This is a genomic window from Prauserella cavernicola (assembly GCF_016595675.1).
Taxonomy (GTDB): Bacteria; Actinomycetota; Actinomycetes; order Mycobacteriales; family Pseudonocardiaceae; genus Prauserella_A; species Prauserella_A cavernicola.
In genome coordinates this window covers 651,567-676,686 of the sequence record NZ_JAENJH010000001.1, presented here as the reverse complement: position 1 = coordinate 676,686, position 25,120 = coordinate 651,567, and the positions used below count along the sequence as shown (strand labels likewise).

At 71.7% G+C, this 25,120-nt stretch carries 23 protein-coding genes; 14 read left to right on the top strand and 9 right to left on the bottom strand.

Translation table 11 applies throughout. From position 1 onward, the window contains the following. Positions 1-2: 2 nt before the first annotated feature. Together JHE00_RS03250 and JHE00_RS03245 are read right to left on the bottom strand one after the other, a co-directional pair. Positions 3-956: a GlxA family transcriptional regulator gene (locus JHE00_RS03250; protein WP_200314555.1), complete on the bottom strand. Its 954-nt coding sequence runs from the start codon at positions 954-956 to the stop codon at positions 3-5. Positions 957-1,003: 47 nt separating this feature from the next. Continuing rightward, positions 1,004-1,225, bottom strand: coding sequence for a hypothetical protein (locus JHE00_RS03245; protein ID WP_200314554.1), 222 nt, complete (start codon positions 1,223-1,225; stop codon positions 1,004-1,006). A gap of 62 nt (positions 1,226-1,287) precedes the next feature. Between JHE00_RS03245 and JHE00_RS03240 the strand changes: the two genes are divergently transcribed. Beyond that, complete coding sequence (locus JHE00_RS03240; RefSeq protein ID WP_200314553.1) at positions 1,288-1,767, top strand: DinB family protein; 480 nt, start codon at positions 1,288-1,290, stop codon at positions 1,765-1,767. Positions 1,768-1,943: 176 nt separating this feature from the next. Here the strand turns inward: JHE00_RS03240 and JHE00_RS03235 are convergent, their stop codons facing one another. From JHE00_RS03235 to adh, 6 genes are all read right to left on the bottom strand, one after another. After that, the gene (locus JHE00_RS03235) at positions 1,944-2,384 is read right to left on the bottom strand and encodes an ATP-binding protein (RefSeq protein WP_200314552.1); all 441 of its coding nucleotides are present in this window, start codon (positions 2,382-2,384) and stop codon (positions 1,944-1,946) included. 85 nt (positions 2,385-2,469) lie between these two features. Then, complete coding sequence (locus JHE00_RS03230) at positions 2,470-2,862, bottom strand: STAS domain-containing protein (protein WP_200314551.1); 393 nt, start codon at positions 2,860-2,862, stop codon at positions 2,470-2,472. A 210-nt stretch (positions 2,863-3,072) separates the two neighbouring features. Then, positions 3,073-3,537, bottom strand: a complete 465-nt coding sequence (locus tag JHE00_RS03225; RefSeq protein ID WP_200314550.1) for a DUF6194 family protein — start codon at positions 3,535-3,537, stop codon at positions 3,073-3,075. An 83-nt stretch (positions 3,538-3,620) separates the two neighbouring features. Continuing rightward, positions 3,621-5,534: a propionyl-CoA synthetase gene (locus JHE00_RS03220; RefSeq protein WP_268958210.1), complete on the bottom strand. Its 1,914-nt coding sequence runs from the start codon at positions 5,532-5,534 to the stop codon at positions 3,621-3,623. Further along, positions 5,531-5,905 carry a DUF779 domain-containing protein gene (locus JHE00_RS03215; protein ID WP_200314547.1) on the bottom strand — a complete coding sequence of 125 codons (375 nt, stop codon included), beginning with the start codon at positions 5,903-5,905 and terminating at the stop codon, positions 5,531-5,533. Before JHE00_RS03215 ends, JHE00_RS03220 begins: the two co-directional genes overlap by 4 nt. A gap of 2 nt (positions 5,906-5,907) precedes the next feature. Further along, complete coding sequence (gene adh / locus JHE00_RS03210) at positions 5,908-7,431, bottom strand: aldehyde dehydrogenase (protein WP_200314544.1); 1,524 nt, start codon at positions 7,429-7,431, stop codon at positions 5,908-5,910. 223 nt (positions 7,432-7,654) lie between these two features. Here adh and JHE00_RS03205 point away from each other — a divergent pair, with 223 nt between their 5' ends. From JHE00_RS03205 to sbnA, 12 genes are all read left to right on the top strand, one after another. Next, entirely contained in the window at positions 7,655-9,169 is a 1,515-nt protein-coding gene (locus JHE00_RS03205) for a helix-turn-helix domain-containing protein (protein WP_200314540.1), read from the top strand. A gap of 51 nt (positions 9,170-9,220) precedes the next feature. Then, positions 9,221-9,652: a diol dehydratase small subunit gene (locus JHE00_RS03200; RefSeq protein ID WP_200314537.1), complete on the top strand. Its 432-nt coding sequence runs from the start codon at positions 9,221-9,223 to the stop codon at positions 9,650-9,652. Between the two features lie 11 nt (positions 9,653-9,663). Then, on the top strand, positions 9,664-11,355 hold the full coding sequence (locus JHE00_RS03195) for a propanediol/glycerol family dehydratase large subunit (RefSeq protein ID WP_200314534.1): 1,692 nt from the start codon (positions 9,664-9,666) through the stop codon (positions 11,353-11,355). Between the two features lie 12 nt (positions 11,356-11,367). Continuing rightward, on the top strand, positions 11,368-11,958 hold the full coding sequence (locus JHE00_RS03190; protein ID WP_200314531.1) for a propanediol/glycerol family dehydratase medium subunit: 591 nt from the start codon (positions 11,368-11,370) through the stop codon (positions 11,956-11,958). Positions 11,959-11,968: 10 nt separating this feature from the next. Beyond that, positions 11,969-13,813, top strand: a complete 1,845-nt coding sequence (locus JHE00_RS03185; RefSeq protein WP_200314528.1) for a diol dehydratase reactivase subunit alpha — start codon at positions 11,969-11,971, stop codon at positions 13,811-13,813. Beyond that, a complete protein-coding gene (locus JHE00_RS03180; RefSeq protein WP_200314527.1) occupies positions 13,813-14,181 on the top strand; it encodes a glycerol dehydratase reactivase beta/small subunit family protein in 369 nt (122 codons plus the stop codon). The genes JHE00_RS03185 and JHE00_RS03180 overlap by 1 nt, the downstream gene beginning before the upstream one ends. Positions 14,182-14,227: 46 nt before the next feature. Further along, positions 14,228-14,650, top strand: coding sequence for a GlcG/HbpS family heme-binding protein (locus tag JHE00_RS03175; protein WP_200314526.1), 423 nt, complete (start codon positions 14,228-14,230; stop codon positions 14,648-14,650). A 567-nt stretch (positions 14,651-15,217) separates the two neighbouring features. Next, complete coding sequence (locus JHE00_RS03170; RefSeq protein ID WP_200314525.1) at positions 15,218-17,689, top strand: Pls/PosA family non-ribosomal peptide synthetase; 2,472 nt, start codon at positions 15,218-15,220, stop codon at positions 17,687-17,689. Then, positions 17,667-20,918, top strand: a complete 3,252-nt coding sequence (locus tag JHE00_RS03165; protein ID WP_200314524.1) for a non-ribosomal peptide synthetase — start codon at positions 17,667-17,669, stop codon at positions 20,916-20,918. Before JHE00_RS03170 ends, JHE00_RS03165 begins: the two co-directional genes overlap by 23 nt. Next, entirely contained in the window at positions 20,915-21,919 is a 1,005-nt protein-coding gene (locus JHE00_RS03160; RefSeq protein WP_200314523.1) for a TauD/TfdA family dioxygenase, read from the top strand. Before JHE00_RS03165 ends, JHE00_RS03160 begins: the two co-directional genes overlap by 4 nt. 5 nt (positions 21,920-21,924) lie before the next feature. Beyond that, a complete protein-coding gene (gene sbnB, locus JHE00_RS03155; RefSeq protein ID WP_200315799.1) occupies positions 21,925-22,950 on the top strand; it encodes a 2,3-diaminopropionate biosynthesis protein SbnB in 1,026 nt (341 codons plus the stop codon). Positions 22,951-22,980: 30 nt separating this feature from the next. Continuing rightward, positions 22,981-23,952: a 2,3-diaminopropionate biosynthesis protein SbnA gene (sbnA, locus tag JHE00_RS03150; protein WP_200315797.1), complete on the top strand. Its 972-nt coding sequence runs from the start codon at positions 22,981-22,983 to the stop codon at positions 23,950-23,952. Here the strand turns inward: sbnA and JHE00_RS03145 are convergent. Next, positions 23,936-24,715, bottom strand: coding sequence for an AraC family transcriptional regulator (locus tag JHE00_RS03145; protein ID WP_200314521.1), 780 nt, complete (start codon positions 24,713-24,715; stop codon positions 23,936-23,938). The two genes, sbnA and JHE00_RS03145, sit on opposite strands and share 17 nt — an antisense overlap. A 37-nt stretch (positions 24,716-24,752) precedes the next feature. On the opposite strand from JHE00_RS03145, the gene JHE00_RS03140 reads away from it, so the two are divergent. Continuing rightward, positions 24,753-25,118 carry a DUF4345 family protein gene (locus JHE00_RS03140; protein ID WP_200314519.1) on the top strand — a complete coding sequence of 122 codons (366 nt, stop codon included), beginning with the start codon at positions 24,753-24,755 and terminating at the stop codon, positions 25,116-25,118. Positions 25,119-25,120: the final 2 nt, after the last annotated feature.

The following is a 25,120-nucleotide window of genomic DNA, read 5'->3' as shown; positions in this document are numbered from 1 at the left end:
ACCTAGGCGCCGCTCGCCCGCTGGAAGGTGGATCGGTAGGAGTGCGGGCTGGTGCCCACCACCCGCTTGAAACGTTCCCGGAACGCGGTGGGGGAGCCGAAGCCGACCTGGCCGGCGATGGTGTCGACCGGCGCGGTGGTGGCCTCCAGCAGGTGCTGCGCCCTGCGGATGCGCGCCCGCAGCAGCCACTGCAGCGGCGTGGTGCCGGTCTGCTCACGGAACCGGCGGTTGAGCGTGCGGGTGCTCATCCCGGCCTCGGCGGCGATGTCGTCGAGCGTGAGGACGCGGTCGGTGTTGTCGTGCAGCCACGACAGCAGGGACTCGAACGTCGCGCCCCGGGGCGCGGGTGGCGGGTCGTGCGCGATGAACTGCGCCTGCCCGCCCTCGCGCTCCAGCGGCATCACCGACAGGCGGGCGGCGTCGGCGGCCACCGCGGAGCCGTGGTCGAGGCGCACCAGGTGCAGGCACAGGTCCAGCCCGGCCGCGGCTCCCGCCGATGTCAGGAACTGTCCATTGTCGACGTAGAGCACGCCGGGGTCGACCTCGACCTCGGGGTGGCGCTCGGCGAGCGTGGCGGCCGCCGCCCAGTGGGTGGTCGCGCGGAGCCCGTCGAGCAGTCCCGTCGCGGCGAGGACGAACGCGCCCGAGCAGATCGAGGCGATGCGGGTGCCCGACGCGGCGGCCCGCCGCAGTGCGCCGAGCACGTCCCCGGGCACCGGCGCGGTGGGGTCCGCGCAGCCGGGCAGCACGATCGTGTCGGCCTCGGCGAGCGCGTCGAGTCCCCACGGCGGGCGCAGCGTGAACACGCCCGCGTCGACCTCGGTCCGCGCCCCGCAGATCACGACGCGGTAGGCGGGTGCCCCGCCGGGCAGCCGGGCGCGGCCGAACACCTCGACGGGGGTCGACAGGTCGAACGGGATCACCGAGTCGAGCGCGAGAACGGCCACCGTGTGCATGGCCGGATCCTAGGTACGTGACCGCTTCTCGCCACGGCCGGGCGGCGTCAGCCGGACCGGGCGAGAAACGACAGCGGCACCGCCCGGGTGCCCCACTCCGCCCAGCGCGCCATGAGGATCTCGCCGCTCACGGAGAAGTCCGTGGTGCGGGCCAGCAGCTCCTCGAGCAGAACCCTGAACCGCTGTACACGGCGCACCGCGGTCCAGCGCTGGCCTCGTCGATCGAGTTGCCGGTCGAGCGGGTCCGGTGGCCCGTACCCGGCGCTCACCGCTGGCGGTGAACTGATTGACTGGGGCGGTTGCCGTGTCGCTCAGTGGGATAGGAGACCGGATGAGTGCGTTCGCCGTGCCGCTGGAGGACGTACGAACTCAGCTCGACGCGTTCGTCGAGGACTACCGCGGTGCCATCGAGGCGACTCTCGACGGCCTCACCGAGGACCAGGCCCGCCGCGGGCTCGTCCCGTCGGCGACGACGTTGCTCGGGCTCGTCAAGCACGTGACGTGGATGCAGCGCGTGTGGTTCGAAGAGTGCGTCGGGGGCACGCCCCGCGCGGAACTCGGCCTGGTGGGCGACCCTGACGAATCCTTCCGGCTTTCTGGCGACGACACCGTCGCCTCGGTCACGGCGGCCCACCGGGAGGCCTGTGCGACGGCCCGGGCGGTGGTCGCGGATCTTCCGCTGGATGCCGTGGTGACCGGCCACCGGACCGGACCGCGCACGCTTCACTGGGTGTACCTGCAGGTGCTGCGGGAGCTGGCCCACCACTGCGGACACGCCGACATCCTGCGCGAACAGGTCCTCGCCGACTGAGTCCCGGGCCGGCGTCTCAGTTCGTGCCCAGCGGGGTCTCCCTGGCACACAGCACGGCGGCCAGCGCCGCTAGCGCCAGCGGCACGAGGAACACCGTGCCACCCTGTCCCAGCAGGCGGCCGAGGCCCGCAGGCTCGCCGAGGCGGCCCGCAGGCGGGGCTGAAACGTCGGAGCCGTCACTGCGGCGCGGCGACCTCCCAGATCAGGGTCACGGTGGTGCCCGCCTCGGCGGACCGGAACTCCGCGCGGTCGCTCAGCGCGCGGATCAGCGGCAGGCCGAGGCCGCTTCGGACTTCCGGCCCCGCGGGCGGCGCCCGCCACCGGCCGTGGTCCCGCACCGTCACCGCGACCCGCTCGCGGAGCGGGCTCGCGTGCAGCTCCACCATGCCGGTGGTGCCCTCGGGATAGGCGTGGCGCACCACGTTCGCGACGGCCTCGTAGGTGGCCAGCACGATCGCGTGGCAGATCTGCTCCGTGAGGCCCAGCCCCCGCGCCCAGGCGCGCAGCTCCGTGCGCAGCTCGCTCGCCTGCCGGGGCAGGGCGGCCTTCCTGCGGTGTAGTGCGCCTCCCGGCAGCTCCGGTGTCCGGGCGTCAGGAGGACGTCGATCCGGGCACATTGGGGACACCCCTTGTCGGCTTCGTCGCCGGACCGCTCCGGCCGTCCACCTAGGGAGTACCCGCCCCGGGCGCGCTCGACTCCCGCTACCGCCCTTCGGCCAGTGCCTCCTCGAGGCTGGCGTGGACGGGCAGCTGCTGGTCCAGCCCCACCACCTCCAAGGCCCGCGCGGTGGCCCTGCCCGTGGCGACCACGCGCAGGGTGGTGCTCTCGCCAGCCGCCTGCTGCGCCGCGACGAGGGAGGCCATGCCCGACGAGGCCAGGAACGAGACCCCCGAGAGGTCGATCACCAGCAGCGGGGGAGGCGGCTCCTCCAGCGCGGTGGCGACGTGGCCGTCGAGAACCGGGCTGGACATCAGGTCGAGCTCGCCCGTCACACGCAGCACCACGGCGTCGCCGCGGCGCTCGGGACGAACCGTCACCCCCGACTCGCCGGGGCTGGGCGAGGGGGTGTTCGGGTAGGGATCCGGTGCGGGCATGTCCCCATTTTCGCCCAGCCTCCGGGCGGACGAAACCGCGCCACGCCGCCGGCTGAGGCGGATCAGGACAGTCGTGCCCGAAAGTCGTCGCAGGTTGACCGTGGACCGCACTGGCCGTCGGCCGCGACACGGCACGGAGTGGCCAGATCGTTCGACCAACGTCGCGGTTCGCCTCGTCCGGAGTCGGCCGCGGGCCGATCCGGCCGGACGTCAGTCGGCCCGCCGTGCGAGCCGGTTGGCGTGCTTACGGGCGGCGAAGGCGTGGGCCTCGGCGAGCAGGTCCTTGACGGTCCGCAGTGTGGCCTCGCCGGGATCGACCACGCACACCCAGTACTGGCTCGCGTAGGCCGGGTGCGGCTGCACCGTGTCGCGGGCCGCGTAGTCGTAGCCGGTGTCGAGCACGCCGTGCTCGTCGCGCACGGCCGGCGGTGCACCGAACCGGGCGGTGTAGCCGGCCTTCGGCAGTCCGATGTTGACCCGGTAGGCCCCCGGCCGGTCGAGGTCGGAGACGTGGTCGTAGTTGTTCCCGGTCACGATCGTCGCGAACGGCAGCTGCCGCTCGGGAGGGAGATCGCCCGCGGGGTCGTGGACGTAGAACAGATCACCGTTGCCCTCGAGGACTCTGACTCCCTCGAGGCTCTCCACGACGTGGCGGTTCAGCTCCTCGGCATTCATGGTTCAAGCCTGTCATTGAATCACCCAGTGAGACTTCGCCTGAGAGAGTCCGAGCAGCGTGCGCGGAAACCTTCAAACGGGCTTCAGGCCCGCAGGACCGCGCGCAGTGCCTCCAGCGCCGCGGGGTCCTCGATCGTGGAGGGCACCGGATCGTCGCGTCCCTCGGCGACGGAACGCATGCTCGCGCGCAGGATCTTGCCCGAGCGGGTCTTCGGCAACGCCTCGACGATCGCGACATCGCGCAACGCCGCCACGGCACCGATGTCGGCGCGCACAGCGGCCACCAGCTCGTCGCGCAGTGTCTCCTCCGGTACCGTGACCCCGGCCTTGAGCACCACGAACCCGCGCGGGAGCTGGCCCTTGAGTGCGTCCGGCACGCCGATGACGGCGCATTCGGCGACCGCGGGGTGAGCGGAGAGCACCGCCTCCATCGCACCCGTCGACAGCCGGTGGCCCGCCACGTTGATGACGTCGTCGGTGCGGCCCAGCACGAACAGGTAGCCGTCCTCGTCGAGGTAGCCGCCGTCGCCGGTGAGGTAGTAGCCCTCGTAACGCGACAGGTACGAGCGCACGAACCGGTCGTCGTCGCCCCACAGCGTCGGCAGCGTGCCGGGCGGCAGTGGCAGGCGGACACAGATCGCGCCCTCGCGACCGGGCGGCAGCTCGGTGCCGTCGGCGTCGAGGATCCGCACGTCGTAGCCCGGCATCGGCACCGTGGGCGAGCCCGGTTTGACCGGCAGCGGCTCCAGTCCCACCGGGTTGGCGGCCACCGCCCAGCCGGTCTCGGTCTGCCACCAGTGGTCGATTACCGGCACGCCGAGCGAGTCCGACGACCAGCGGTGGGTCTCCGGGTCGAGCCGCTCCCCGGCCAGGAACAGCGTGCGCAGGCTCGACAGGTCGTACTGCGCGATCTGCTGGCCCTCCGGGTCGAGGCGCTTGATCGCCCTGATCGCGGTCGGCGCGGTGAACAGCGCGTTCACGCCGTACTGCTCGACGACCCGCCAGAACGCGCCCGCGTCGGGCGTGCCGACGGGCTTGCCCTCGTACAGCACCGTCGTCGCGCCTGCCAGCAGCGGCGCGTAGACGATGTAGGAGTGCCCGACGACCCAGCCGACGTCGGAGGCCGTCCACCACACGTCACCGGGACCGATGCCGTAGACGGCCGCCATGCTCCACGCCAGTGCCACCGCGTGCCCGCCGTTGTCCCTGAACACCCCCTTCGGCGTGCCCGTGGTGCCCGAGGTGTAGAGCACGTAGAGCGGATCGGTCGCGGCCACGGGCACGCAGGCGGCCGGCTGGGCGGAGGCCATCAACTTGTCCCAGTCGTGGTCGCCCTCGCCGAGTTCGGCCCGCAGCCGCTCCCGCTGGAACACCACGACCTGGGGGCGCGCCACCCCGGCCGTGGCGATCGCCTCGTCGACGATGGGCTTGTAGGCGATCACCCGGTTCGGTTCGATGCCGCACGAGCCGCACACGATCACCGTGGGCTCGGCGTCGGCGATGCGCACCGCGAGCTCCTTCGGCGCGAACCCGCCGAACACCACCGAGTGCACGGCGCCCAGCCGCGCGCACGCGAGCATCGCGATCACGGCCTGCGGCACCATCGGCTGGTAGATCACCACGCGATCACCCGTGCCGACACCGAGTTCGCGCAGCGCGCCCGCGCAGCGCGCGACCTCGTAGAGCAGCTCGCCGTAGGTGTAGCGCGCGGACTCCCCGGTCACGGGCGAGTCGTACACCAGCGCGAGCCGGTCGCCGTTGCCGGCGGCGACGTGCCGGTCGAGCGCGTTGTGGCACGTGTTGAGCCGGCCGTCGGGAAACCACCGGTAGAACGGAGGGCGGCTGTCGTCGAGTGCCGTCGCGGGCCGCTGGGACCAGTCGATCGACCCGGCCGCGCCGAGCCAGAAACTCTCCGGGTCCCGCAGGCTCTCCGCGTAGGCCTCGGCGTAGCCGCCCATGTCCGTCCTCTCGGTTCTCGTTCGTCGTGGCCGGCTCAGGCCAGCTCGGCCAGTTCCTCGTCGCTCAGCAGCCGGGACCGGATCAGGAACCGCACACCCTCCGGGGCCTCCAGGGAGAACCCGCTGCCCCGGCCCGGCACGACGTCGATCGTGAGGTGGGTGTGCTTCCAGTACTCGAACTGCGCGGCCGACATCCACACCGGCACCGGTTGCGGCACCCCGGCGACCTCCAGGTCACCGAGGTGCACGTCAGAGCCGCCGGTGCGGAACTCGCCCGCCGGGTAACACATCGGAGCGCTGCCGTCGCAGCAACCACCGGACTGATGGAACATCAGCGGCCCGTGGTCCGCGGCGAGCGTGCGCAGCAACGCCGCGGCGTCGTCGGTCACGTCCACGCGGTTCGCCGGCATGATCAGAAGAATCCCTGCGCGTTGGGTGAGTAGGACACGAGCAGGTTCTTCGTCTGCTGGTAGTGGTCCAGCATCATCTTGTGGTTCTCGCGTCCGATGCCGGACTGCTTGTAGCCGCCGAACGCCGCGTGCGCGGGGTAGGCGTGGTAGCAGTTCGTCCACACGCGACCGGCCTCGATGTCGCGGCCCGCGCGGAACGCCGTGTTGCCGTCGCGCGACCACACCCCGGCGCCGAGGCCGTAGAGCGTGTCGTTGGCGGTCTTGATGGCGTCGTCGTAGTCGTCGAACTTCGCCACCGACACCACGGGACCGAAGATCTCCTCCTGGAAGATCCGCATCTTGTTGTCGCCCTCGAACACCGTCGGCTGGATGTAGTAGCCGCCGGACAGTTCCCCGCCGAGGTCGGCCTTTTCGCCACCGGTGAGGACCTTCGCGCCCTCCTGCTTGCCGATGTCGATGTAGGACAGGATCTTCTCGAACTGGTCGTTCGAGGCCTGCGCGCCGATCATCGTGTCGGTGTCGAGCGGGTGCCCCTGCTTGATCGCGCCGACCCGCTCCACCGCGTCGCCCACGAACTGCGAGTAGATGGAGGACTGCACCAGCGCGCGCGACGGGCAGGTGCACACCTCGCCCTGGTTGAGGGCGAACATCGCGAAGCCCTCCTGCGCCTTGTCGTAGAAGGCGTCCTTGGCGGAGGCGACGTCGGCGAAGAAGATGTTGGGGCTCTTGCCGCCCAGCTCCAGCGTCACCGGGATGATGTTCTCGCTGGCGTACTGCATGATCAGCCGGCCGGTGGTGGTCTCGCCGGTGAACGCGACCTTGCGGATGCCAGGGTGCTGCGCCAGCGGCTTGCCGGCCTCCACGCCGAAGCCGTTGACGACGTTCAGCACGCCCGCGGGCAGCAGGTCGGCGATCAACTCGATCAGCACGTGGATCGAGGCGGGTGTCTGCTCGGCGGGCTTGAGCACCACGCAGTTGCCCGCGGCCAGCGCGGGGGCCAGCTTCCACGTCGCCATCAGCAGCGGGAAGTTCCACGGGATGATCTGGCCGACCACGCCCAGCGGCTCGTGGAAGTGGTAGGCGACCGTATCCTCGTCGATCTGCGAGATGCCGCCCTCCTGCGAGCGGATCGCGCCCGCGAAGTAGCGGAAGTGGTCGATCGCGAGCGGGATGTCGGCGGCCAGCGTCTCGCGGACGCCCTTGCCGTTATCCCAGGACTCGGCCACCGCGAGCTTCTCGAGGTTGGCCTCCATGCGCTCGGCGATCTTGAGCAGCACCCCGGAGCGTTCGGCGGGGGAGGTGCGGCCCCACGCCGGAGCGGCCCCGTTGGCCGCGGCGACCGCGCGGTCGACGTCGTCGGCGGTGCCCCTGGCGATCTCGGTGAAGGTCTTGCCGGTGACCGGGGTCGGGTTCTCGAAGTAGGCCCCCTTGGCGGGCGCCACGTACTCGCCGCCGATGAAGTGGTCGTAGCGCGGTTCGAACGTGACGACGCTGCCGGATTCGCCCGGTGCCGCGAACTTCGTCATGTGGCAACCCTCCTGTTCGTGTTCGGTGCGTGCTTCGTCGGCGCACCGACCGTGACCCTAGGAACCGCGACGTTGCAGCGCCGTTGCACGCCGTCATCACGCCTGGTGGCGGCTCCGCTTGCCGGGGGCGGGCCCGGACCTGCATGCTGCTGGTGGGCCGGAACGTCCGCTCTCCCGCTGTTGCGGCCCAGCAGCCCCCGCCGACGACGCCGCGGAGTGCCGGATGACAGCCGAGACGATCGAGACCAACAACGCCGCCCGAGCGGCGACGACACTGCGCCTGTCGGCGGATCCGGTAGCGCAGTTCGCGCTGCTCCAAGAGGTGCGGGACGCCACGCTCAGCGGCGACGAGCCCCCGGCCTCACCACGTTCGGTGATCTCCGATTCCTGGCAGCGCTCACTCGCCGCGGACATCGACCCCGACGACTTCCGGCCCCCGGTGGTGTACCAGCCCGACGAACTGGCCGACGTCCGTTCGGCGCACCCGTTGCAGTCGGTGCTGGCTCCGCTGCGAGAGCTGCTGGTGAGCATCGCCGACGAGTCGCAGCACGTCATGATCGTCACCGACGACGAGGGCACGATCCTGTGGCGCGAGGGCCCGGCCGGTCTGTGCGCGCAGGCCGACCCGGTGGGACTGTGCGAGGGCACGCGCTGGGCCGAGGAGTCGATCGGCACCAACGCGATGGGCACCGCGCTCGCGCTGGACGCCCCGGTCCAGATCTACTCGGCCGAGCACCTCGTGCGCACCTATCACACGTGGACCTGCGCGGCGGCTCCGATCCACGACCCCGACACGGGCAGGGTGCTCGGCGCCATCGACGTCAGCGGGCTGCTCGACACCCTGCACCCGGCCACGGTCTCGCTGGTCAACGCCACGGCACAGCTCGCGGAGAACCACCTGCGCAGGCGGATGGAGATCCTGGACGAGCAGCTGCTGACCAGAAACATGTCGCATCTCGCGCGGTTGCGGGGCGAGCCGGGCGCGCTGCTCACGCCCACGGGCCGGGTCATCGCCGCGGAGCGGCTCGGCTGGTGGCCCCGGCGCGTGGCGTTGCGCGAGGGCGACGACAAGGTGCTGCTCGAGGACGGCAGGCAGGCCCAGATCGAGCCGCTGCCCGGGGGCTATCTCCTGCGGGTCACGCCCGCCGCGGCCACCCGCAGGCCCACGCTGCGGCTGACGTTCCTCGGCGACAACCCGGTCGCGATCAGTAACGGCAGGGAGCTGCCGCTGACGCTGCGCCGCGCCGAGATCCTCGCCCTGCTGGCCATGCACCCGGCCGGGCTGACCGCCGAGCAGCTCGCACTGCAGCTCTACGGGGACGAGGGCAACCCCACCACGGTGCGGGCCGAGATCCACCGCCTGCGCACCCAGCTCGGCGCGCAGGCGATGCGCGCGAAGCCGTACCAGCTGTGCGCCGACGTGGACGCCGACTTCCTCACCGTGCGCGCGGCGCTGCGCGACGGCGACGTCACCACCGCGGCGACGACGTGCCCCGCGCCGTTGCTGGCCCGCTCCGACGCGCCCGCGATCCGCGCGGAGCGCGACCAGCTCGTGGCGGCACTGCGCTCGGCGGTGCTCGACCGGGCGGACCCGGACGCGCTCTGGGCCTTCGCGCAGAGCGAGCAGGGCCAGGACGACGTCGAGGTGCACGACCGGCTCGCCCGCGAGCTCCCGGCAGGCGACGCCCGCTACCCGGTGGCGCTGGCCCGCCTGGAGTGGCTGCTCGCCGAGGACTGACCCGTGCACCGTGCAACGTCGGTGCAACGTGAGCGCGCTTACGTTCGCGGCGTGACCACACCGAGCCAGGCGGACCTCGATCCGGGCCGGGACTACCCGCTCGCGACGCGGCGCCCAGAACTGCTGAAAACCCCCACCGGCAAGGGGATCGACGAACTCACCATGGAGGCCGTGCTGGCCGGTGAGGTGGCGCCGGAGGACCTGCGCATCGCGCCCGAGACCCTGCGCCTGCAGGCCGGGATCGCCGAGCGCGCCGGCCGCCCCCAGCTCGCGCAGAACTTCCGCAGGGCCGCCGAACTGACGGCGCTGCCCGACGAGCTGGTGCTCTCGATCTACAACGCGCTGCGGCCACGGGCTTCCACCCGGCAGCAGCTCACCGCCATCGCCGACGAGCTGGAGCGCGACTACGAGGCGACGCTGTGCGCGCAGCTCGTGCGCGAGGCCGCCGACGTCTACGAGCGACGCCACATCCTGGCGAGCTGAGAGGGTCCACGATGACAACGAGCGCGAGGCGGTCGAAGCGGACCGAAGCCCTCGAACAGCGGCCGGTGAACCTCGACGGGTTCGTCGAGGAGTGGCCCGAGGTGGGCATGGTCGCCATGGAGAGCCCCTACGACCCCGAGCCGGGCGTGCGGGTGGAGGACGGCGTGATCGTCGAGCTGGACGGCAGGCCCAGAGCCGAGTTCGACTTCCTCGACCAGTTCATCGCCGACCACGCCCTCGACATCGAGGCCACCGAGCGGGCGATGGCGATTCCCGCGGTGGACATCGCGCACCTGCTCGTCGACCCTCGGGCCACCAGGCAGGACGTGCTCGCGGTGTCGCGCGGGCTCACTCCTGCCAAACTGCTCGAGGTCGTCAAGACCATGAACGTGGTCGAGATGATGATGGCGCTGCAGAAGATGCGTGCCAGGCGGACCCCGGCGAACCAGGCCCACGCCACCAGTGCGCGGGACAACCCGGTGCAGGTGGCGGCCGACGCGGCGGAGGCGTCGCTGCGCGGGTTCCGGGAGCTGGAGACCACGCTCGGTGTCGTGCGTTACGCACCGCTGGTGGCCATCGCGCTGCAGGTCGGTTCCCAGGCCGGGACACCGGGTGTGCTCACCCAGTGCGCGCTCGAGGAGGCCACCGAGCTGGAGCTGGGGATGCGCGGGATCACCGCGTACGCGGAGACGATCTCGGTGTACGGCACCGAACCCGTGTTCTGCGACGGCGACGACACCCCGTGGTCGAAGGCGTTTCTCGCGTCGGCCTACGCCTCGCGCGGTATCAAGATGCGGTTCACCTCCGGCACCGGCTCCGAGGTCCAGATGGGCAACGCCGAGGGCCGGTCGATGCTGTACCTGGAGATCCGCTGCATCCTCGTCACCAAGGGCGCCGGCGTGCAGGGGCTGCAGAACGGCTCGATCAGCTGCATCGGTGTCCCCGGCGCGGTGCCGGGCGGCATCCGCGCGGTGCTCGCGGAGAACCTGATCGCCAGCATGGTCGACCTGGAGTGCGCCTCCGGCAACGACCAGTCGTTCTCGCACTCGGATCTGCGCCGCGCCGCCCGCCTGCTGCCCCAGCTGCTGCCCGGCACCGACTTCGTCTGCTCGGGCTACTCGTCGACGCCCAACTACGACAACATGTTCGCCGGTTCCAATGTGGACGCCGAGGACTTCGACGACTGGAACACGATCCAGCGCGACCTCCAGGTCGACGGCGGGCTGCGCCACGTGCCCGAGGCGGAGCTGCTCGCCGTGCGCAACCGGGCCGCCAGGGCGCTGCAGGGCGTGTTCGCCCACCTCGGACTGCCGCCGATCACCGACAAGGAGGTGGAGGAGGTCACCTACGCGCACGGCAGCAAGGACCTGCCGCTGCGTGACGTGCTGGAGGACCTCAAGGCGGCACAGTCGGTCATGGACCGCGGCGTGACCGGCCTGGACATCGTGAAGGGCCTGGAGGCGTCCGGGTTCGGCGACATGGCCCACAACCTGCTCGCGATCCTGCGCCACCGCGTGTCCGGCGACCTGCTGCACACCTCGGCGATCCTGACGCCCGAGCTGGAGACGCTCTCGGCCGTCAATGACAGCAACGACTACGCGGGACCAGGCTCCGGCTACCGGCCCAGTGGCGCGCGCTGGGAAGAGATGAAGCGGCTGCGGCACGTGGTGAGCGCGCAGAACCCCGAGCGGGAAGTCGGCTGAGGAGGACACGACATGGCGGACACCGGAACCGGCACCCGGCGGATCCTGCGGCTCGACGAGCGCGGCACGGCGGGACCGGGCGGCAGAACCGACGAGGTCGTGCTGGGGCTCTCGCCCGCGTTCGGCGACTTCTTCACCAAGACCATCGTGGACATCCCGCACGCCGAGGTGCTGCGCGAGCTGCTGGCGGGCATCGAGGAGCAGGGCGTGCACGCGAGGGTCATCCGGTTCCGCGGAGGGTCGGACCTCGCCGTGATCGCCCACGCCGCGGCGAAACTGTCCGGTTCGGGCATCGGGGTGGGCGTACTCTCGCGCGGTACCACGATGATCCACCAGAAGGACCTCGTGCGGCTGTCCAATCTGGAGCTGTTCCCGCAGGCTCCGCTGATGGACCTCGACGCCTTCCGCAAGATCGGCCGCAACGCCGCCCGCTACGCGAAGGGGGAGTCGCCGGAGCCGGTTCCCGCGCGCAACGACTTCATGGCCCGGCCACGCTGGCAGGCCAAGGCGGCGCTGCTGCACATCAAGGAGACCGAGTTCGTCGTGCCCGGCGCCGACCCGGTGGAGCTGGACGTGCGGTTCCAGCTCGCCGACGCCGGCTGAGGGCGCGCGGATGACGCTGGTCGCGGGTGTCGACATCGGCAACTCGACCACCGAGGCGTGTGTCGCCGAGCTGGCCGCGTCCGGTGAGGTCACCTACCTCGGCTCGGCGCTCGCGCCGACGTCGGGCGTGAAGGGCACCGCCGACAACGTCGAGGGCGTGGTCACCGTGGTGGGCCGCGCGCTGGCCGCCGCGGGACGGCGCCTGGCCGAGCTCGACACCGTGCTGGTGAACGAGGCGACGCCGGTGATCAGCGGGCTCGCGATGGAGACGATCACCGAGACGATCGTGACCGAGTCGACCATGATCGGCCACAACCCGGACACGCCCGGCGGAGCGGGCCTGGGCGTGGGGACCACGGTGGATTTCGGTGCGCTGGGGGAGTGCGCGCCGGGTGAGCCGGTGATCTGCGTGGTCGGCGCTGGCGTCGACTTCGAGGACGCCGCGCATGGGCTCAACGCGGCCGTGGCGCGTGGCGTCGAGGTGGCGGGCGCGGTCGTGCACGCCGACGACGCCACGCTCATCGTCAACCGGCTGGACTCGCCGGTGCCGGTGGTGGACGAGGTGACCCTCGTCGAGAAGGTGCCGCTGGGCATGCCGGCGGCGGTCGAGGTCGCCGAGCAGGGCCGCACGATCAGGACGCTGTCCAACTCCTACGGCATCGCCACGGTCTTCGGCCTCGACGCCGAGCAGACGCGGATGGTCGCCCCGGTGGCGCGTGCCCTCGTCGGCAATCGCTCCGCGGTGGTCGTGCGCACGCCCGAGGGTGACGTCACCGGACGGCGCATTCCAGCGGGGAGCCTCACTCTCGCGGGCGAGCGCGGGACGCGCTCGGTCGCGGTGGACGAGGGAGCGGCCGAGATCATGGGCGTGCTGCGCGGCGTGCGGCCGCTCACCGACGCCTCGGGCGAGCCCGGCACCCACGTGGGCGGAATGCTCGCACGCGTGCGGGACACGATGTCGGAACTCACCGGCACCGAGCCCGCCGCGGTGCGCATCCAGGACGTGCTCGCCGTGGACACGTTCGTGCCTCAGCGGGTCACCGGCGCGCTCGCGGGCGAGTTCGCGCTGGAGAACGCCGTCGGGCTCGCCGCGATGGTGCGCACCAGCAGGGGACCGATGCGGCTGCTGGCCGCCCGGCTGCGCGAGGCGCTCGGCGTCGACGTGCTGATCGGCGGCGTCGAGGCCGACATGGCGGTGCTCGGTGCGCTGACGACACCGGGAACCGGCACCCCCGTGGCGATCCTCGACCTCGGTGGGGGGTCCACCGACGCCGCCGTGGCGGAACGCACCGGCGTCACGCGCTCGGTGCACCTGGCCGGGGCTGGTGACCTGGTGACCAAACTGATCGACTCCGAACTCGGGCTCGACAACCGGGAACTGGCCGAGGACATCAAGAAGTACCCGCTGGCCAAGGCCGAGAGCTTCTTCCACGTGCGGATGGAGGACGGCACCGCGCGCTTCGTCACCGAGCCGCTGCCGGCCGAGACCTTCGCGCGTGTCGTGGTGCTCTCCGACGCCGGGATGCGCCCCGTGCCGGGCAGGCACAGCCTGGAGAAGATCCGGCAGGTGCGCCGCAGCGCGAAGCACAAGGTGTTCGTGGTCAACGCGCTGCGGGCGCTGGAGCAGGTGGCGCCCGGCGGCAACCTGCGCCAGATCGGTTTCGTGGTGGTGCTGGGCGGTTCCGCACTCGACTTCGAGGTGCCCGACCTGATCGCCGAGGCGGTCTCCGGGCTCGGGATCGTGTGCGGCACCGGCAACGTCCGCGGCAGCGAGGGGCCGCGCAACGCCGTGGCCACCGGGCTCGTCGCCGCTCACGCGCTCGCCGCCGGACTGGACCAGGCGGTGGGCGAGTGATGGGCGTGCGCGACCGCGGGGCCGCGACCACGACGAGAGCGGTGCCGCCCGCGATCGTCGTCCGGTGCGCCGAGGACGCGGCGGCCGTGTTGCGCGACGTGCTCGCCGGTGTGGAGGAGGAAGGCGTGCCGGTGCGGGTGGAACTCGTGCCCGGCGGCGACGCCCGCGACGCCGCCACACTCGCCTTCGCCGCGGCGCGGGCGTCGTCGCTGGACGTCGGCGTTGGCATCGATCGTGAGGGCGCCGGGTGCGTGCAGCACGCGAAGCGCCCGGAGGACCGGCCCGCGCTCACCGGCCCGCGCGAGCGCGCCCGGCTGCTCGGGCACAACGCGGCCCGGCTGGTCACCGGCATCCCGGTGAAGACCTGACCATCCCGACCCGGAAAACCCCATGACGGCAAGGAGGACGGCAACCGTGGCCCCACGACTGGCACTGGCCGACGCGCAGCAGGTACTCGACGCGGCACTGGCGAAGGCCGAGGAGATCGGCCAGCCGATGAACGTCGCCGTGGTCGACGACGGCGGGCACCTGCTCGCCTTCTCGCGTCAGGACGGCGCGATCCTGGCCAGTGTGGACATCGCGATCCGCAAGGCGCGCACGGCGGCGCTGCTCAAGATGACCACGGCGCAGGCGGGGGAGGCCGCGGCGCCGGGTGCGCCGCTGTACGGCATCGAGGTGACCAACGGCGGACTGGTGATCTTCGGAGGCGGCATCCCGCTCGTGCGCGGCCGCGACGTCGTGGGCGCCGTCGGGGTCAGCGCGGGCAGCGTCGAGCAGGACACCACCGTGGCCGAGGCGGGCGTCCAGGCGCTGCCCAAGCGAGCCGCCCGGCGCTGAGCGCGCCCTCCAGCGAAGGCCACTTCCGCCGTAGCGGCGGAAGTGGCCTTTTCCATGCCTGGGGACGATTTACCATTTCCGGCCAGTTTTCCGAGATACATTTCCGAATGTGGTACGCACGTTTGTCAGGTCGCGGTTTTGCCACCGCCGCCGGGCGGATGACGAAAAAAGATACTGCTGCGGAAGTCTCCTTGACATCCGTCGGAAACAAGAGTGTCGTGAGGCAGGAGTCAGTTCGAATCGCACAGCGGACGGGGGTCGGGTGCCGGCAAGGGGTCCGGCGCAGAGGGGAGTAGTTGATTTTGGTCGATTTGATCACATAAAGGCTGGACTGGAAAGCAGCCGGAACGTCAAGGGGCCGGCTGTGCCCGCGAGCCAGGTGGCTCGCGTCGAGTGCGTGCGAATCTGCGGTGGACACCGTCGTGTTTCTGCGGTCGCTGTCGTCACTACGCCTCGATGTCATCTCGATGGCACATTTCAGGTTGTCGGGTGGCTATTTGCTGCGCACATTCGACGAGTGTCCACCGGAGGCGGGGAATTGTCGAAACAGGGGGTTCGGGTGATCCGATGACGGTGCACGCCGACGAAGCCGCGATCACCAGTGAGCGATTGCGGGACGAACTCGCCGATCTGCTGGCCGGTGTCGTCCAGGTAGACACGGTGGCCGCCGATAGCGATTTCTTCGCCGATCTCGGCGCCAACTCGCTGGTGCTGGCGCACTTCTGCGCGCGGGTCCGCAAACGGGCGGACCTGCCGTCGATCTCGATGAAGGACGTCTACCGCAACCCGACCATCGCCGGTCTCGCGTCGGCGCTGGCCGCCGCCGCACCGGCTGCCGCCCCGGTGGCACCACCCGCTCCACCCGAGCCCGCGGCCCCGCCGAGGCGGCTCGCGCACACGCTGTGCGGCACGCTGCAACTGCTGGCCTTCCTTGTCTACTCGTACCTGACGGGAGTGGTCGCGGGGACGGGCTACGAGTGGATCGCCGCGGGCTCCGGGCTCGCCGACACCTACGTGCGCTCGGTGGTGGTGGGCGGCATCGCTTTCGCGGCGATGTGCGCGTTCCCGGTGGCGGCCAAGTGGATTCTCGTCGGGCGGTTCACGCCTGGTGAGTTCCAGGTCTGGAGTCTCGCCTACGTCCGCTTCTGGCTGGTCAAGACCCTGTTGCACGCCAACCCGATGGTGCTGTTCGCCGGCAACCCGCTGTACACGCTCTACCTGCGCGCGCTCGGAGCCAGGATCGGTCCCGGTGTCACGATCCTGACGCGCAGCATGCCCGTCTGCACCGACCTCATCACGATCGGCGCGGGCACGGTCGTGCGCAAGGAGTCCTTCCTGCTCGGCTACCGCGCCCACGCGGGCCGGATCCAGACCGGGCCGGTGACGCTGGGCAGGGACGTGTTCGTCGGCGAGAAGACCGTGCTCGACATCGGCACGTCGATGGGCGACGGGGCGCAGCTCGGGCACACGTCGGCGCTGCACAGTGGCATGGCCGTTCCCGAGGGCCAGCGCTGGCACGGCTCTCCGGCCCAGCCCGCCGACGTCGACTACGTACGGGTGCCGCCCGTGCGGTGCGGCCGGTCGCGCAGGGCGCTCTACAGCACCGCGACGCTCGCGCAGCTGTTCGCGCTGTACCTGCCGCTGGGGGTGGGTGGCCTGTACCTGCTGCTCACCGAGGTCCCGTCGCTGGCGATACTGCTGGAGCCCGGTTCGGGCGACCTCGGCTCGGCGGAGCTCTACGTCGCGTCGCTGGTGGGCTCGATCGTGCTGTTCTTCGGCGCCGCGGTCGTGGGCATCGGTGTGGTGTACGGCCTGCCCCGGCTGCTGAACCTGATGCTCGAACCGGATCGGGCCTACCCGCTCTACGGCGTGCACTACTCACTGCACCGGACCGTCACGAGGCTCACCAACGTCAGGTTCTTCACGTGGCTGTTCGGCGACAGCTCCTACATCGTCGGATACCTGCGGGGTCTCGGCTACGACCTCTCGCACGTCGAACAGACCGGGTCGAACTTCGGCACGCAGGTGCGGCACGAGACGCCGTACCAGGTCACGGTGGGCAGCGGCACGATGGTCGCCGACGGTCTCTCGATCGTCAACGCGGAGTACTCGTCGTCCTCGTTCCGCGTCAGCCGCGTCTCGATCGGCGCGCGCAACTTCCTCGGCAACGACATCGTCTACCCCTCGGGCGGCCGGACGGGCGAGAACTGCCTGCTCGCCACCAAGGTGATGGTCCCGCTCGACGGCGAACCGAGGGAGGGCGTGGGCCTGCTCGGCTCGCCGAGCTTCGTCATCCCGCGAACGGTGGAACGCGACAGCAGGTTCGACCACCTGCGCGTCGGCGACAGCCTGCGGGAACGGCTCTCGGCGAAGAACCGCTACAACCTCCGGTCGATGGCGTTGTTCCTGTTCGTGCGGTGGCTGCACTTCTTCGGGCTGACGCTGCTCGGACTCGCCACCGCCGCGGCCTACGACCAGGCCGGGCACGCGATCGTCGCCGTGTCACTGGCGCTGGCCATGGTCTTCACGACCGGCTACTACATCCTCGTCGAGCGCGCCACGATGCTGTTCCGCCGGCTCCGGCCCCGCCTGTGCTCGATCTACGACCCGTACTTCTGGTGGCACGAGCGGCTCTGGAAGGTGCCCGCTACCCACCTGGTGCTGTTCAACGGCACCCCGTTCAAGAGCGTCGTCTGGCGGCTGCTGGGCGTGCGCCTTGGCCGCAGGGTGTTCGACGACGGCGCGTTCCTCACCGAGCGCACGCTGGCCACCATCGGCGACGACTGCACGCTCAACACGGGCAGCACCATCCAGTGCCACTCCCAGGAGGACGGCACCTTCAAGTCCGACCACACCGCGCTCGGTGCCCGGTGCACGCTCGGCGTCGGTGCCTTCGTGCACTACGGCGTGACCGTGGGCGACGACGCGGTGCTGGCCCCCGACTCGTTCCTGATGAAGGGCGAGCAGATCCCGCCCCACGCCCGGTGGGGCGGCAACCCGGCCACGGAGAGCGCAGATGTCAGCTACCAGCCTGCGTGACACGCGCGAGTTCTGGCGCACGGTGCTCGCCGCGGGCGGGACGACGGCGGTGCCGCGCTGGACGAGTGCGCCGGCGCCGGGTTTCGCCGAGCACGAGGCGGTGCTCGGGGAGGAGCTCAGCAGGTCGCTGCGGAGTTTGGCCGCCGAGGCCGGGGCTCCGGTGTCGGCGGCGCTGCTCGCCGCGCACGTCCGGGTGCTCGCCGCGCTCACCGGCGAGCGCGCGGTGACCACCGGCTATGTCACGGGTCCCGGCCCGCCACTGCCGTGCTCGCTGAGTACCGGGCGCGACGCGTGGCGCGAGCTGCTGGCGCGCGCGGCCCGCACTCAGGAGCTGCTGCGGGCGCACCGCGAGGTCGCGCTGGATGAGCTGCGCCGGGAGCTGGAACTGCCGGGACCGGCGTTCGAGACCGAGTTCGCACCCACGGAGACCGGCGGTGAGCTCGCCGAGACCACCATGCTGCGGGTCACCGTCGTGGCCGACGGTCCGGGGCTCGCGATCCGGCTGCGGTACCGCACCACCGCCTTCGACAGCGGGTGTGCGGCGCGGATCGCGGGCTACCACCGCACGGCACTGGCCCAGCTCGTGGCCGATCCGGACACCGCCTACGCCTGGCAGAGCCTGCTCTCGGCCGCCGAGATCCGTTACCAGCGCGAGGAGCTGGCCGGGCCGCGGCGGGCACTGCCGGACTTCCGCGCCCACGAGTTGTTCGAACAGCGGGTGCGCGAACAGCCCGACGCCGTGGCCGCGGTGCACGGCGGCGAGTGCTGGACCTACCGGCAGCTCAACGCGCGCGCCAACCGCCTCGCCAGGGCGCTGCTGGCACGCGGGCTCGAGCCGGAGGGCGTGGTCGCGGTGGTGACCGAACGCGACCTGGACTGGCTGGCCGGGGTGCTCGCGATCCTCAAGGCGGGCGGTGCGTACCTGCCGATCGAGCCGCGCTGGCCCACCGAGCGGGTGGCCGCCGCGCTCACCAGGGCGGGCTGCGAGCTGGTGATCACAGAGCCAGGAGTCACCGCCGCGCTCGAGCAGGCGCTGCCCGCGCTGCCGCGGGTCACGACGCTGCTCGCCGGCGAGGCGGCGCCCTACGCCGACGACGATCTGGAGTTGTCCGTCGGGCCGGATCGGCTGGCCTACATCTACTTCACCTCGGGCTCCACGGGCGAGCCCAAGGGCGCCATGTGCGAGCACGCCGGGTTGCTCAACCACCTGCTCGCCAAGATCGACGACCTGGGTGTCGGCGAGGGCGACGCGGTGGCTCAGACGGCTCCGCAGGGTTTCGACATCTCGCTGTGGCAGCTGCTGGCCCCGTTGCTCGTCGGCGGGCGCACGGTGCTGGTGGCCCAGGAGGAGATCCTCGACGCCGCGCGGTTCGTCGATCGTGTCGTCGAGGGCGAGATCGCCGTGCTGCAGGTGGTGCCGTCCTATCTCGAGGTGGTGCTGTCCACACTGGAGCGGCACCCGAGGGCGTTGCCGCACCTGCGTTGCGTGTCGGTGACCGGCGAGGCGCTCAAACCCGGGCTCGCGCGGCGATGGTTCCGGATCTGCCCGGAGATCACGCTCGTCAACGCCTACGGGCTCACCGAGACCTCAGACGACACCAACCACGAGGTCATGCACGAGGCACCGGCCGGGACGGTTCCGCTGGGCAGGCCCATCCGTAACGTCGGGATCGACCTGCTCGACGACCACCTCTCGCCGGTTCCGCTCGGCGCGCCGGGGGAGATCACGTTCTCCGGCGTGTGCGTCGGCCGCGGCTACGTCAACGATCCCGAACGCACCCGCAGGGCGTTCCTGCCCGATCCGCACCGGCAGGGCCTGCGGTTGTACCGCAGCGGTGATCACGGCCGCTGGCGGCCGGACGGCAAGCTGGAGTTCCTGGGGCGCAAGGACGACCAGGTGAAGATTCGCGGGTTCCGCATCGAGCTCGGTGAGGTCGAGAACGCGCTGCTGCGGGCGCCCGGGGTTCGCGACGGCGCCGTCGTGGTGGCGGAGCACCAGAGCGGGAGCCGGAACCTGGTGGCGTTCTACTCGGCGGCCGACCCTGTGGAGCCGGCCGTGCTGCGGACGCGGCTGGAGGAGTCGTTGCCGCCGTACATGATCCCGTCGGCGGCGCACTGGCGCGCGCACCTCCCGCTCACCGCCAACGGCAAGATCGACCGCGGCGCACTCACGACGCTGGCGGGCGAGCTGGGGCTCGTCGAGGAGGACCACCTGGCGCCGAGGACGCCCGCCGAGCGGCGGCTCGCCGCGGCGTGGGCGGACGTACTTGGCGTCTCCGCGAGCCGCATCGGCAGGCGCGATCACTTCTTCGAGCTCGGCGGCACGTCGCTGTCCGCGGTGAAGCTGGCTGTCGCGCTCGATCGCGCCGTCACACTCGCCGACGTCACCGCGCACCCGGTGCTGGCCGACCAGGCCGCACTGCTCGACGGCCGGTCGGAGCAGGCGAGCGGTGTGCTGCAACGGCTGTCCGATGAGGACGGACGTGGTGGCGAGCTGCTGGTGTGCTTTCCCGACGGCGGCGGCAACGCGGTGAACTTCCGCCCGCTGGCCGGTGCGCTGCGCGGCAGCGGCCTCGCGGTGTACGCGGCCGAGCTGCCCGGCCACGACCCGGCCGCCGAGCACGCGTTGTTCGCGCCGCTCTCCGATGTGGTCGACGGCGTGGTCGCCGAGCTGAGGCGGATCCGCCCCCGCCGGGTGCTGCTGTGGGGGCACTCGTCGGGCACCGCGTTCGCGCTGGAGACCGCGCGACGACTGTGGCGCGAGCGCATCGAGGTAGGCAGGCTCTTCCTCGGCGCGCAGCTGCTCGGCGACGCCGCGAGCAGGAAGGCCGAGCTGGCCGCACTGGACGCCCGCGGCGCCGCCGACATCGCCGCCGGGCTGAGCGCGGACGGCTACGCGGGACTCGCCGAGCTGGACCCGAGGCGCGCGGAACGTGTCGCCGCCGCCTACCGGCACGACTGCGCCGCCGCGCACCGCTACTTCGCGGGCCTGCTGGAGGACCCGGACCCCGAACGGGTGCCCGTGCCCGTCACCGCGGTGGTCGCCGCCGACGACCCCGTGACCGAGGGCTACACCGAGTCCTACGCCGACTGGGCGCGGCTCGCCGGACCCGTGACCCTGCGGGTGCTCGCCGACGGCGGCCACTACTTCGCGCGCACCCGGCCGCGGCCCACGGCGGCCGCCGTCGTGCGCGCCACCGGACCCCGACGCGGAAAGGACAACCCATGACGTCGTCATCCACCACCGGATCCAGCACATCCACCGCGGCGCAGGCCGTGAGCACGCGACCGGGCGCGCCGCCGATCCTGACGGTGCCCGACCGGCCGGAGCCGCTGGGCTGGGCCGCTGGCCATCGGGAGGCGTTGCGCGCGCTCGTCGCCGAGCACGGCGCCGTGTTCGTGCGCGGCCTCGGTCTCCGGGACGCCGCGCAGAGCGGCGAGGTCTTCCGCAGCCTCGCGGGATCCCTGCTGCCCGAACGTGAGGCGTTCGCGCCCCGCGAGGTCCACGCCGAGGGCGTGTACTCCTCGGCGACCTGGCCCGCGAACCAGCCGATGTGCATGCACCACGAGCTCAGCTACACGCTGGAGCCTCCCGGCCTGCTGCTGTTCGCGTGCCTCACTCCAGCCGAGAGCGGTGGCGCGACCGCCGTCGCCGACGCGCACGCGGTGCTCGACGAGCTGCCCGACGAGCTGGTCCGCCGGTTCGAGCGGGAGGGCTGGCTGCTCACCCGCAGCTACAACGACGAGGTGGGCGCCTCGGTGGCCGAGGCGTTCGGCACCGACGACCGGGCCGCCGTCGAGAGCTACTGCCGCGCACACGACATCGAGTTCGCGTGGTTGCCCGACGGAGAACTGCGCACCCGGCAGCGGCGGAGCGCCGTCGTGCGGCACCCGGCGACCGGGGCGCGGTGCTGGTTCAACCAGATCGCGTTCCTCAACGAGTGGACCATCGACCCGGAGGTGCGCGAGTACCTCGTCGACGTCTACGGCCACGACGGGCTGCCGTTCAACACGCGCTTCGGCGACGGGGAGGAGATCGGTGAGGACGTGGTGCGCGTGCTCAACGAGACCTACGAACGGAACACGCGGCGCGAGCCGTGGCAGGCGGGCGACCTGATGGTGGTCGACAACATCCGCACCGCGCACAGCAGGGAGGCCTATGAGGGCCAGCGCGAGGTGCTCGTCGGGATGGCCGAGCCGGTCCCCGCCACCGCGGTGGTGAACCCGTGACCGCCGTGGCGGGTGAGCCCGCGTTCGCGGTGATCGGCGGCGCTCAGGTGCGCGAGGTGCTGCGCGGGCGCGAGCCCGAGCTCGTGGCCCTCACCGAACGGACCTATCTGCTGCACAGCGCGGGCGGCACCGTGAACCCGCCGTCGTACTTCCTGCGGTTTCCCGACCGGCCCGACGACCGCATCATCGCGCTGCCCGCGTCGCTCGGCGGGCGCTCGTCGGTGCACGGGGTGAAGTGGATCTCCAGCTTTCCCGGCAACGTGACCGGCGGCCTGCCGAGGGCGTCGGCGGTCCTGATCCTCAACGACCACGAGACCGGCTACCCGTTCGCGTGCCTGGAGAGCTCGATCATCAGCGCCACGCGCACCGCGGCGCTCGCGGCGTCGGCGGCCGATTGGCTGAGCAGGCGGCGCGGCAGGCCGGCCCGCATCGGGTTCTTCGGCACCGGGCTGATCGCGAGGTACGTGCACACGTTCCTGACCGCGACAGGCTGGTCGTTCGCCGACGTCGGCGTGCACGACCTCGCTCCCGACAGCGCGGCGGGCTTCGTCGGCTACCTCGAACGGTCGGGCGAGCAGGGGCGGATCACCGTCCACGACAAGGCCGAGGAGCTCATCCGCGCCAGCGACCTGGTGGTGTTCGCGACCATCGCCGGCAGCCCGCACGTCGGTGAGCGGGCGTGGTTCGAGCACAACCCGCTGGTGCTGCACGTGTCGCTGCGCGACCTGAGCCCGGAGCTGCTGCTGGCCTCGGCCAACGTCGTGGACGACGTCGAGCACTGCCTCAAGGCCAACACCTCGCCTCACTTGGCCGAGCAGCTGACGGGGGACCGCGAGTTCCTCGACGGCACGCTCGCCGACGTGATGGCGGGCCGTGTCACGCCACCCGAGGACCGGCCGGTGGTGTTCTCGCCGTTCGGGCTGGGCGTGCTCGACCTCGCGGTGGGCAGGTACGTCTACGACGCGGTGGCGCGGTCCGGCGCACTGCACGTCGTCGACGGGTTTTTCGGAGAGCTGAGCCGTTTCGGCTGAGTGGAGGGGACGAGAAAGGGGGTCGTGGACGTGCCGGTAATCTCGGTTCCGCTCGACTTCAACGAGGACGAACTGTACGTCGATGTGCGAGCGATCGTCGGCCAGCCGTTGTTCCTGAAGTGCGAGGGTTTCAACTTCGCGGGCTCGATCAAGCTCAAGGCCGCGGTCGAGATGGTGGAGGACGCCGAGCGCGCGGGTGTGCTGTTGCCCGGTTCGGTGCTGATCGAATCCTCGTCGGGCAACCTGGGGGTGGCGCTGAGCATCATCGCGGCGAGCAAGGGCTACCGGTTCGTGTGCGTCACGGACTCGCGCTGCAACCTCTCCACCCGGCGGCTCATGGAGGCGCTGGGCGGCGAGGTGCACGTGATCGCCGAGCCCGATCCCGTCGGCGGCTACCTGGGCGCGCGGCTCGACTACGTGCGCGCGTTGTGCGGCTCCGACGAGCGTTACGTGTGGCTCAACCAGTACACCAACCCCGGAAACTGGCGCGCCCACTACCGCACCACGGCGCCGGCGATCGCCCGTCAGTTCCCGGACCTCGACGTGCTGTTCGTCGGTACGGGGACCACGGGAACGCTGATGGGCTGCGCCCGCTGGTTCCGCCACTGGCGGCGGGAGGTCCGCGTGGTCGCGGTGGACAGTGCCGGTTCGGTGAGCTTCGGCGGAACGGCGGGCAGACGCATGATCCCCGGGCTCGGCACGAGCGTGCGACCGCCCATGCTGGACGAGTCCTTTGTGGATGACGTGGTGCTGGTGGAGGAGGCCGACACGGTCCGGGCGTGTCACCGGCTGGCGCGCGGCGGGTTCCTCTTCGGCGGTTCCACGGGCACCGTCGTGTCGGGTGCGACGTCGTGGCTCGCCGGGCATCCCGGGCTCACGGCCGTGGCGATCGCCCCCGACCTCGGTGAGCGCTACCTCGACACCGTGTACCAGACCAACTGGCTACGCGACCTCTACGGCGAGGACGTGCTGGGAGCCGACGAGCTCACCCGCGTGCGCTGAGCACGTCGCCGAACCGGATGTCCACACCGGTGGCGAGCAACGCCGAGGGCGCGAGCCCGGACATCGCGCGGAAGCTGTCGCTGAAGTGTGACGGGCTCGCGAACCCGGCGCCCACCGCGGCGCCGGTGAGGTCGCCGCCTTCGGCGAGCAGCGTTCCTGCCCGCAACATGCGTGCCCACAACCGGTACCGGCGCACGCTCGTGCCGGTCTGCGCGCGGAACAGGTGCAGGAACCGCGACATCGACAGCCCCGCCTCCGCGGCCAGCTCGGCGGCCGACGGTGCCGGATCGGCGCGCAGCACGGCCGTGGCCGCCGCGATCCGCTCGTCCAGTACGGGTTCGGCGCGGGGGCAGGCGAGTGCGAGCCAGCCCCGCGCCGCGACCGCGCCGGTGAGGTCGTGGGCGGCCAGCTCCTCCTCGGCGGCATGGTGGAGGGCGAGCACCGGGTCGCGCCCGCGCATCCGGTCTCGGCACGAGCGTTCGCTCGCCGAGGCGGGGTCGAGGTAGCAGAACACCATCCGCTCGCCGCCCGCGACGACCCGGTGCGGCACGCGTGGTCCGATCAGCGCGCTGCGTACCCGGTGCTCGCCGTGGGCGTCGGTGCGCACCGTGAACGGGGCGTCCACGCCGATGGCCAGACACGACACGGAACCGCTGTGCGTGCCCAGCCGCAACGACGGGCCCGCGTACAGCGCCTGACCGGGCCACAGCCACAGCACCGCACAGCACGTTTCCGGAAGCGCCGCAGCGGTGGTGCGCGTCATCCTGGCCTCCCGTCCCACCGGATCAGCAGGAGAGTACGTGGCCACCATCGTGATCGCCGCCGTCGGCGTGTTCTTCCTCGGCATGGGGGTGTACGCGCTCGCCGCCCCCGCGGCGCTCGCGCGTCCCTTCGGGCTCGCCGCGACGGCGCCGGAGAGCCGGTCCGAGGTGCGCGCCGTCTACGGCGGGTTCGGCGTCGCCATCGCCGTGCTGCTCGCGCTGGCCGCCGCCGGCGTCGAGGGGCTGCGGCCCGGCGCGGTGCTGGCCGTGGCCGCGGCGCTCGCCGGCATGGCGCTGGGCCGCGTGCTCTCGCGCGTGGTGGACGCGCCCACCGCGTTCTACCCGATCTGGTTCTACTTCCTCGTCGAGGCGGTCGCGGCGGGGTTGCTGTTCGCGGTCGCGTGAGC

Bases quoted from the DNA above. Each gene is read 5' to 3' on its own strand.
- JHE00_RS03250 (WP_200314555.1), bottom strand. From the start codon at position 956: ATGCACACGGTGGCCGTTCTCGCGCTCGACTCGGTGATCCCGTTCGAC.
- JHE00_RS03240 (WP_200314553.1), top strand. From the start codon at position 1,288: ATGAGTGCGTTCGCCGTGCCGCTGGAGGACGTACGAACTCAGCTCGAC.
- JHE00_RS03235 (WP_200314552.1), bottom strand. From the start codon at position 2,384: ATGTGCCCGGATCGACGTCCTCCTGACGCCCGGACACCGGAGCTGCCG.
- JHE00_RS03230 (WP_200314551.1), bottom strand. From the start codon at position 2,862: ATGCCCGCACCGGATCCCTACCCGAACACCCCCTCGCCCAGCCCCGGC.
- JHE00_RS03225 (WP_200314550.1), bottom strand. From the start codon at position 3,537: ATGAATGCCGAGGAGCTGAACCGCCACGTCGTGGAGAGCCTCGAGGGA.
- JHE00_RS03215 (WP_200314547.1), bottom strand. From the start codon at position 5,905: ATGCCGGCGAACCGCGTGGACGTGACCGACGACGCCGCGGCGTTGCTG.
- adh (WP_200314544.1), bottom strand. From the start codon at position 7,431: ATGACGAAGTTCGCGGCACCGGGCGAATCCGGCAGCGTCGTCACGTTC.
- JHE00_RS03205 (WP_200314540.1), top strand. From the start codon at position 7,655: ATGACAGCCGAGACGATCGAGACCAACAACGCCGCCCGAGCGGCGACG.
- JHE00_RS03195 (WP_200314534.1), top strand. From the start codon at position 9,664: ATGACAACGAGCGCGAGGCGGTCGAAGCGGACCGAAGCCCTCGAACAG.
- JHE00_RS03190 (WP_200314531.1), top strand. From the start codon at position 11,368: ATGGCGGACACCGGAACCGGCACCCGGCGGATCCTGCGGCTCGACGAG.
- JHE00_RS03185 (WP_200314528.1), top strand. From the start codon at position 11,969: ATGACGCTGGTCGCGGGTGTCGACATCGGCAACTCGACCACCGAGGCG.
- JHE00_RS03180 (WP_200314527.1), top strand. From the start codon at position 13,813: ATGGGCGTGCGCGACCGCGGGGCCGCGACCACGACGAGAGCGGTGCCG.
- JHE00_RS03170 (WP_200314525.1), top strand. From the start codon at position 15,218: ATGACGGTGCACGCCGACGAAGCCGCGATCACCAGTGAGCGATTGCGG.
- JHE00_RS03165 (WP_200314524.1), top strand. From the start codon at position 17,667: ATGTCAGCTACCAGCCTGCGTGACACGCGCGAGTTCTGGCGCACGGTG.
- JHE00_RS03160 (WP_200314523.1), top strand. From the start codon at position 20,915: ATGACGTCGTCATCCACCACCGGATCCAGCACATCCACCGCGGCGCAG.
- JHE00_RS03145 (WP_200314521.1), bottom strand. From the start codon at position 24,715: ATGACGCGCACCACCGCTGCGGCGCTTCCGGAAACGTGCTGTGCGGTG.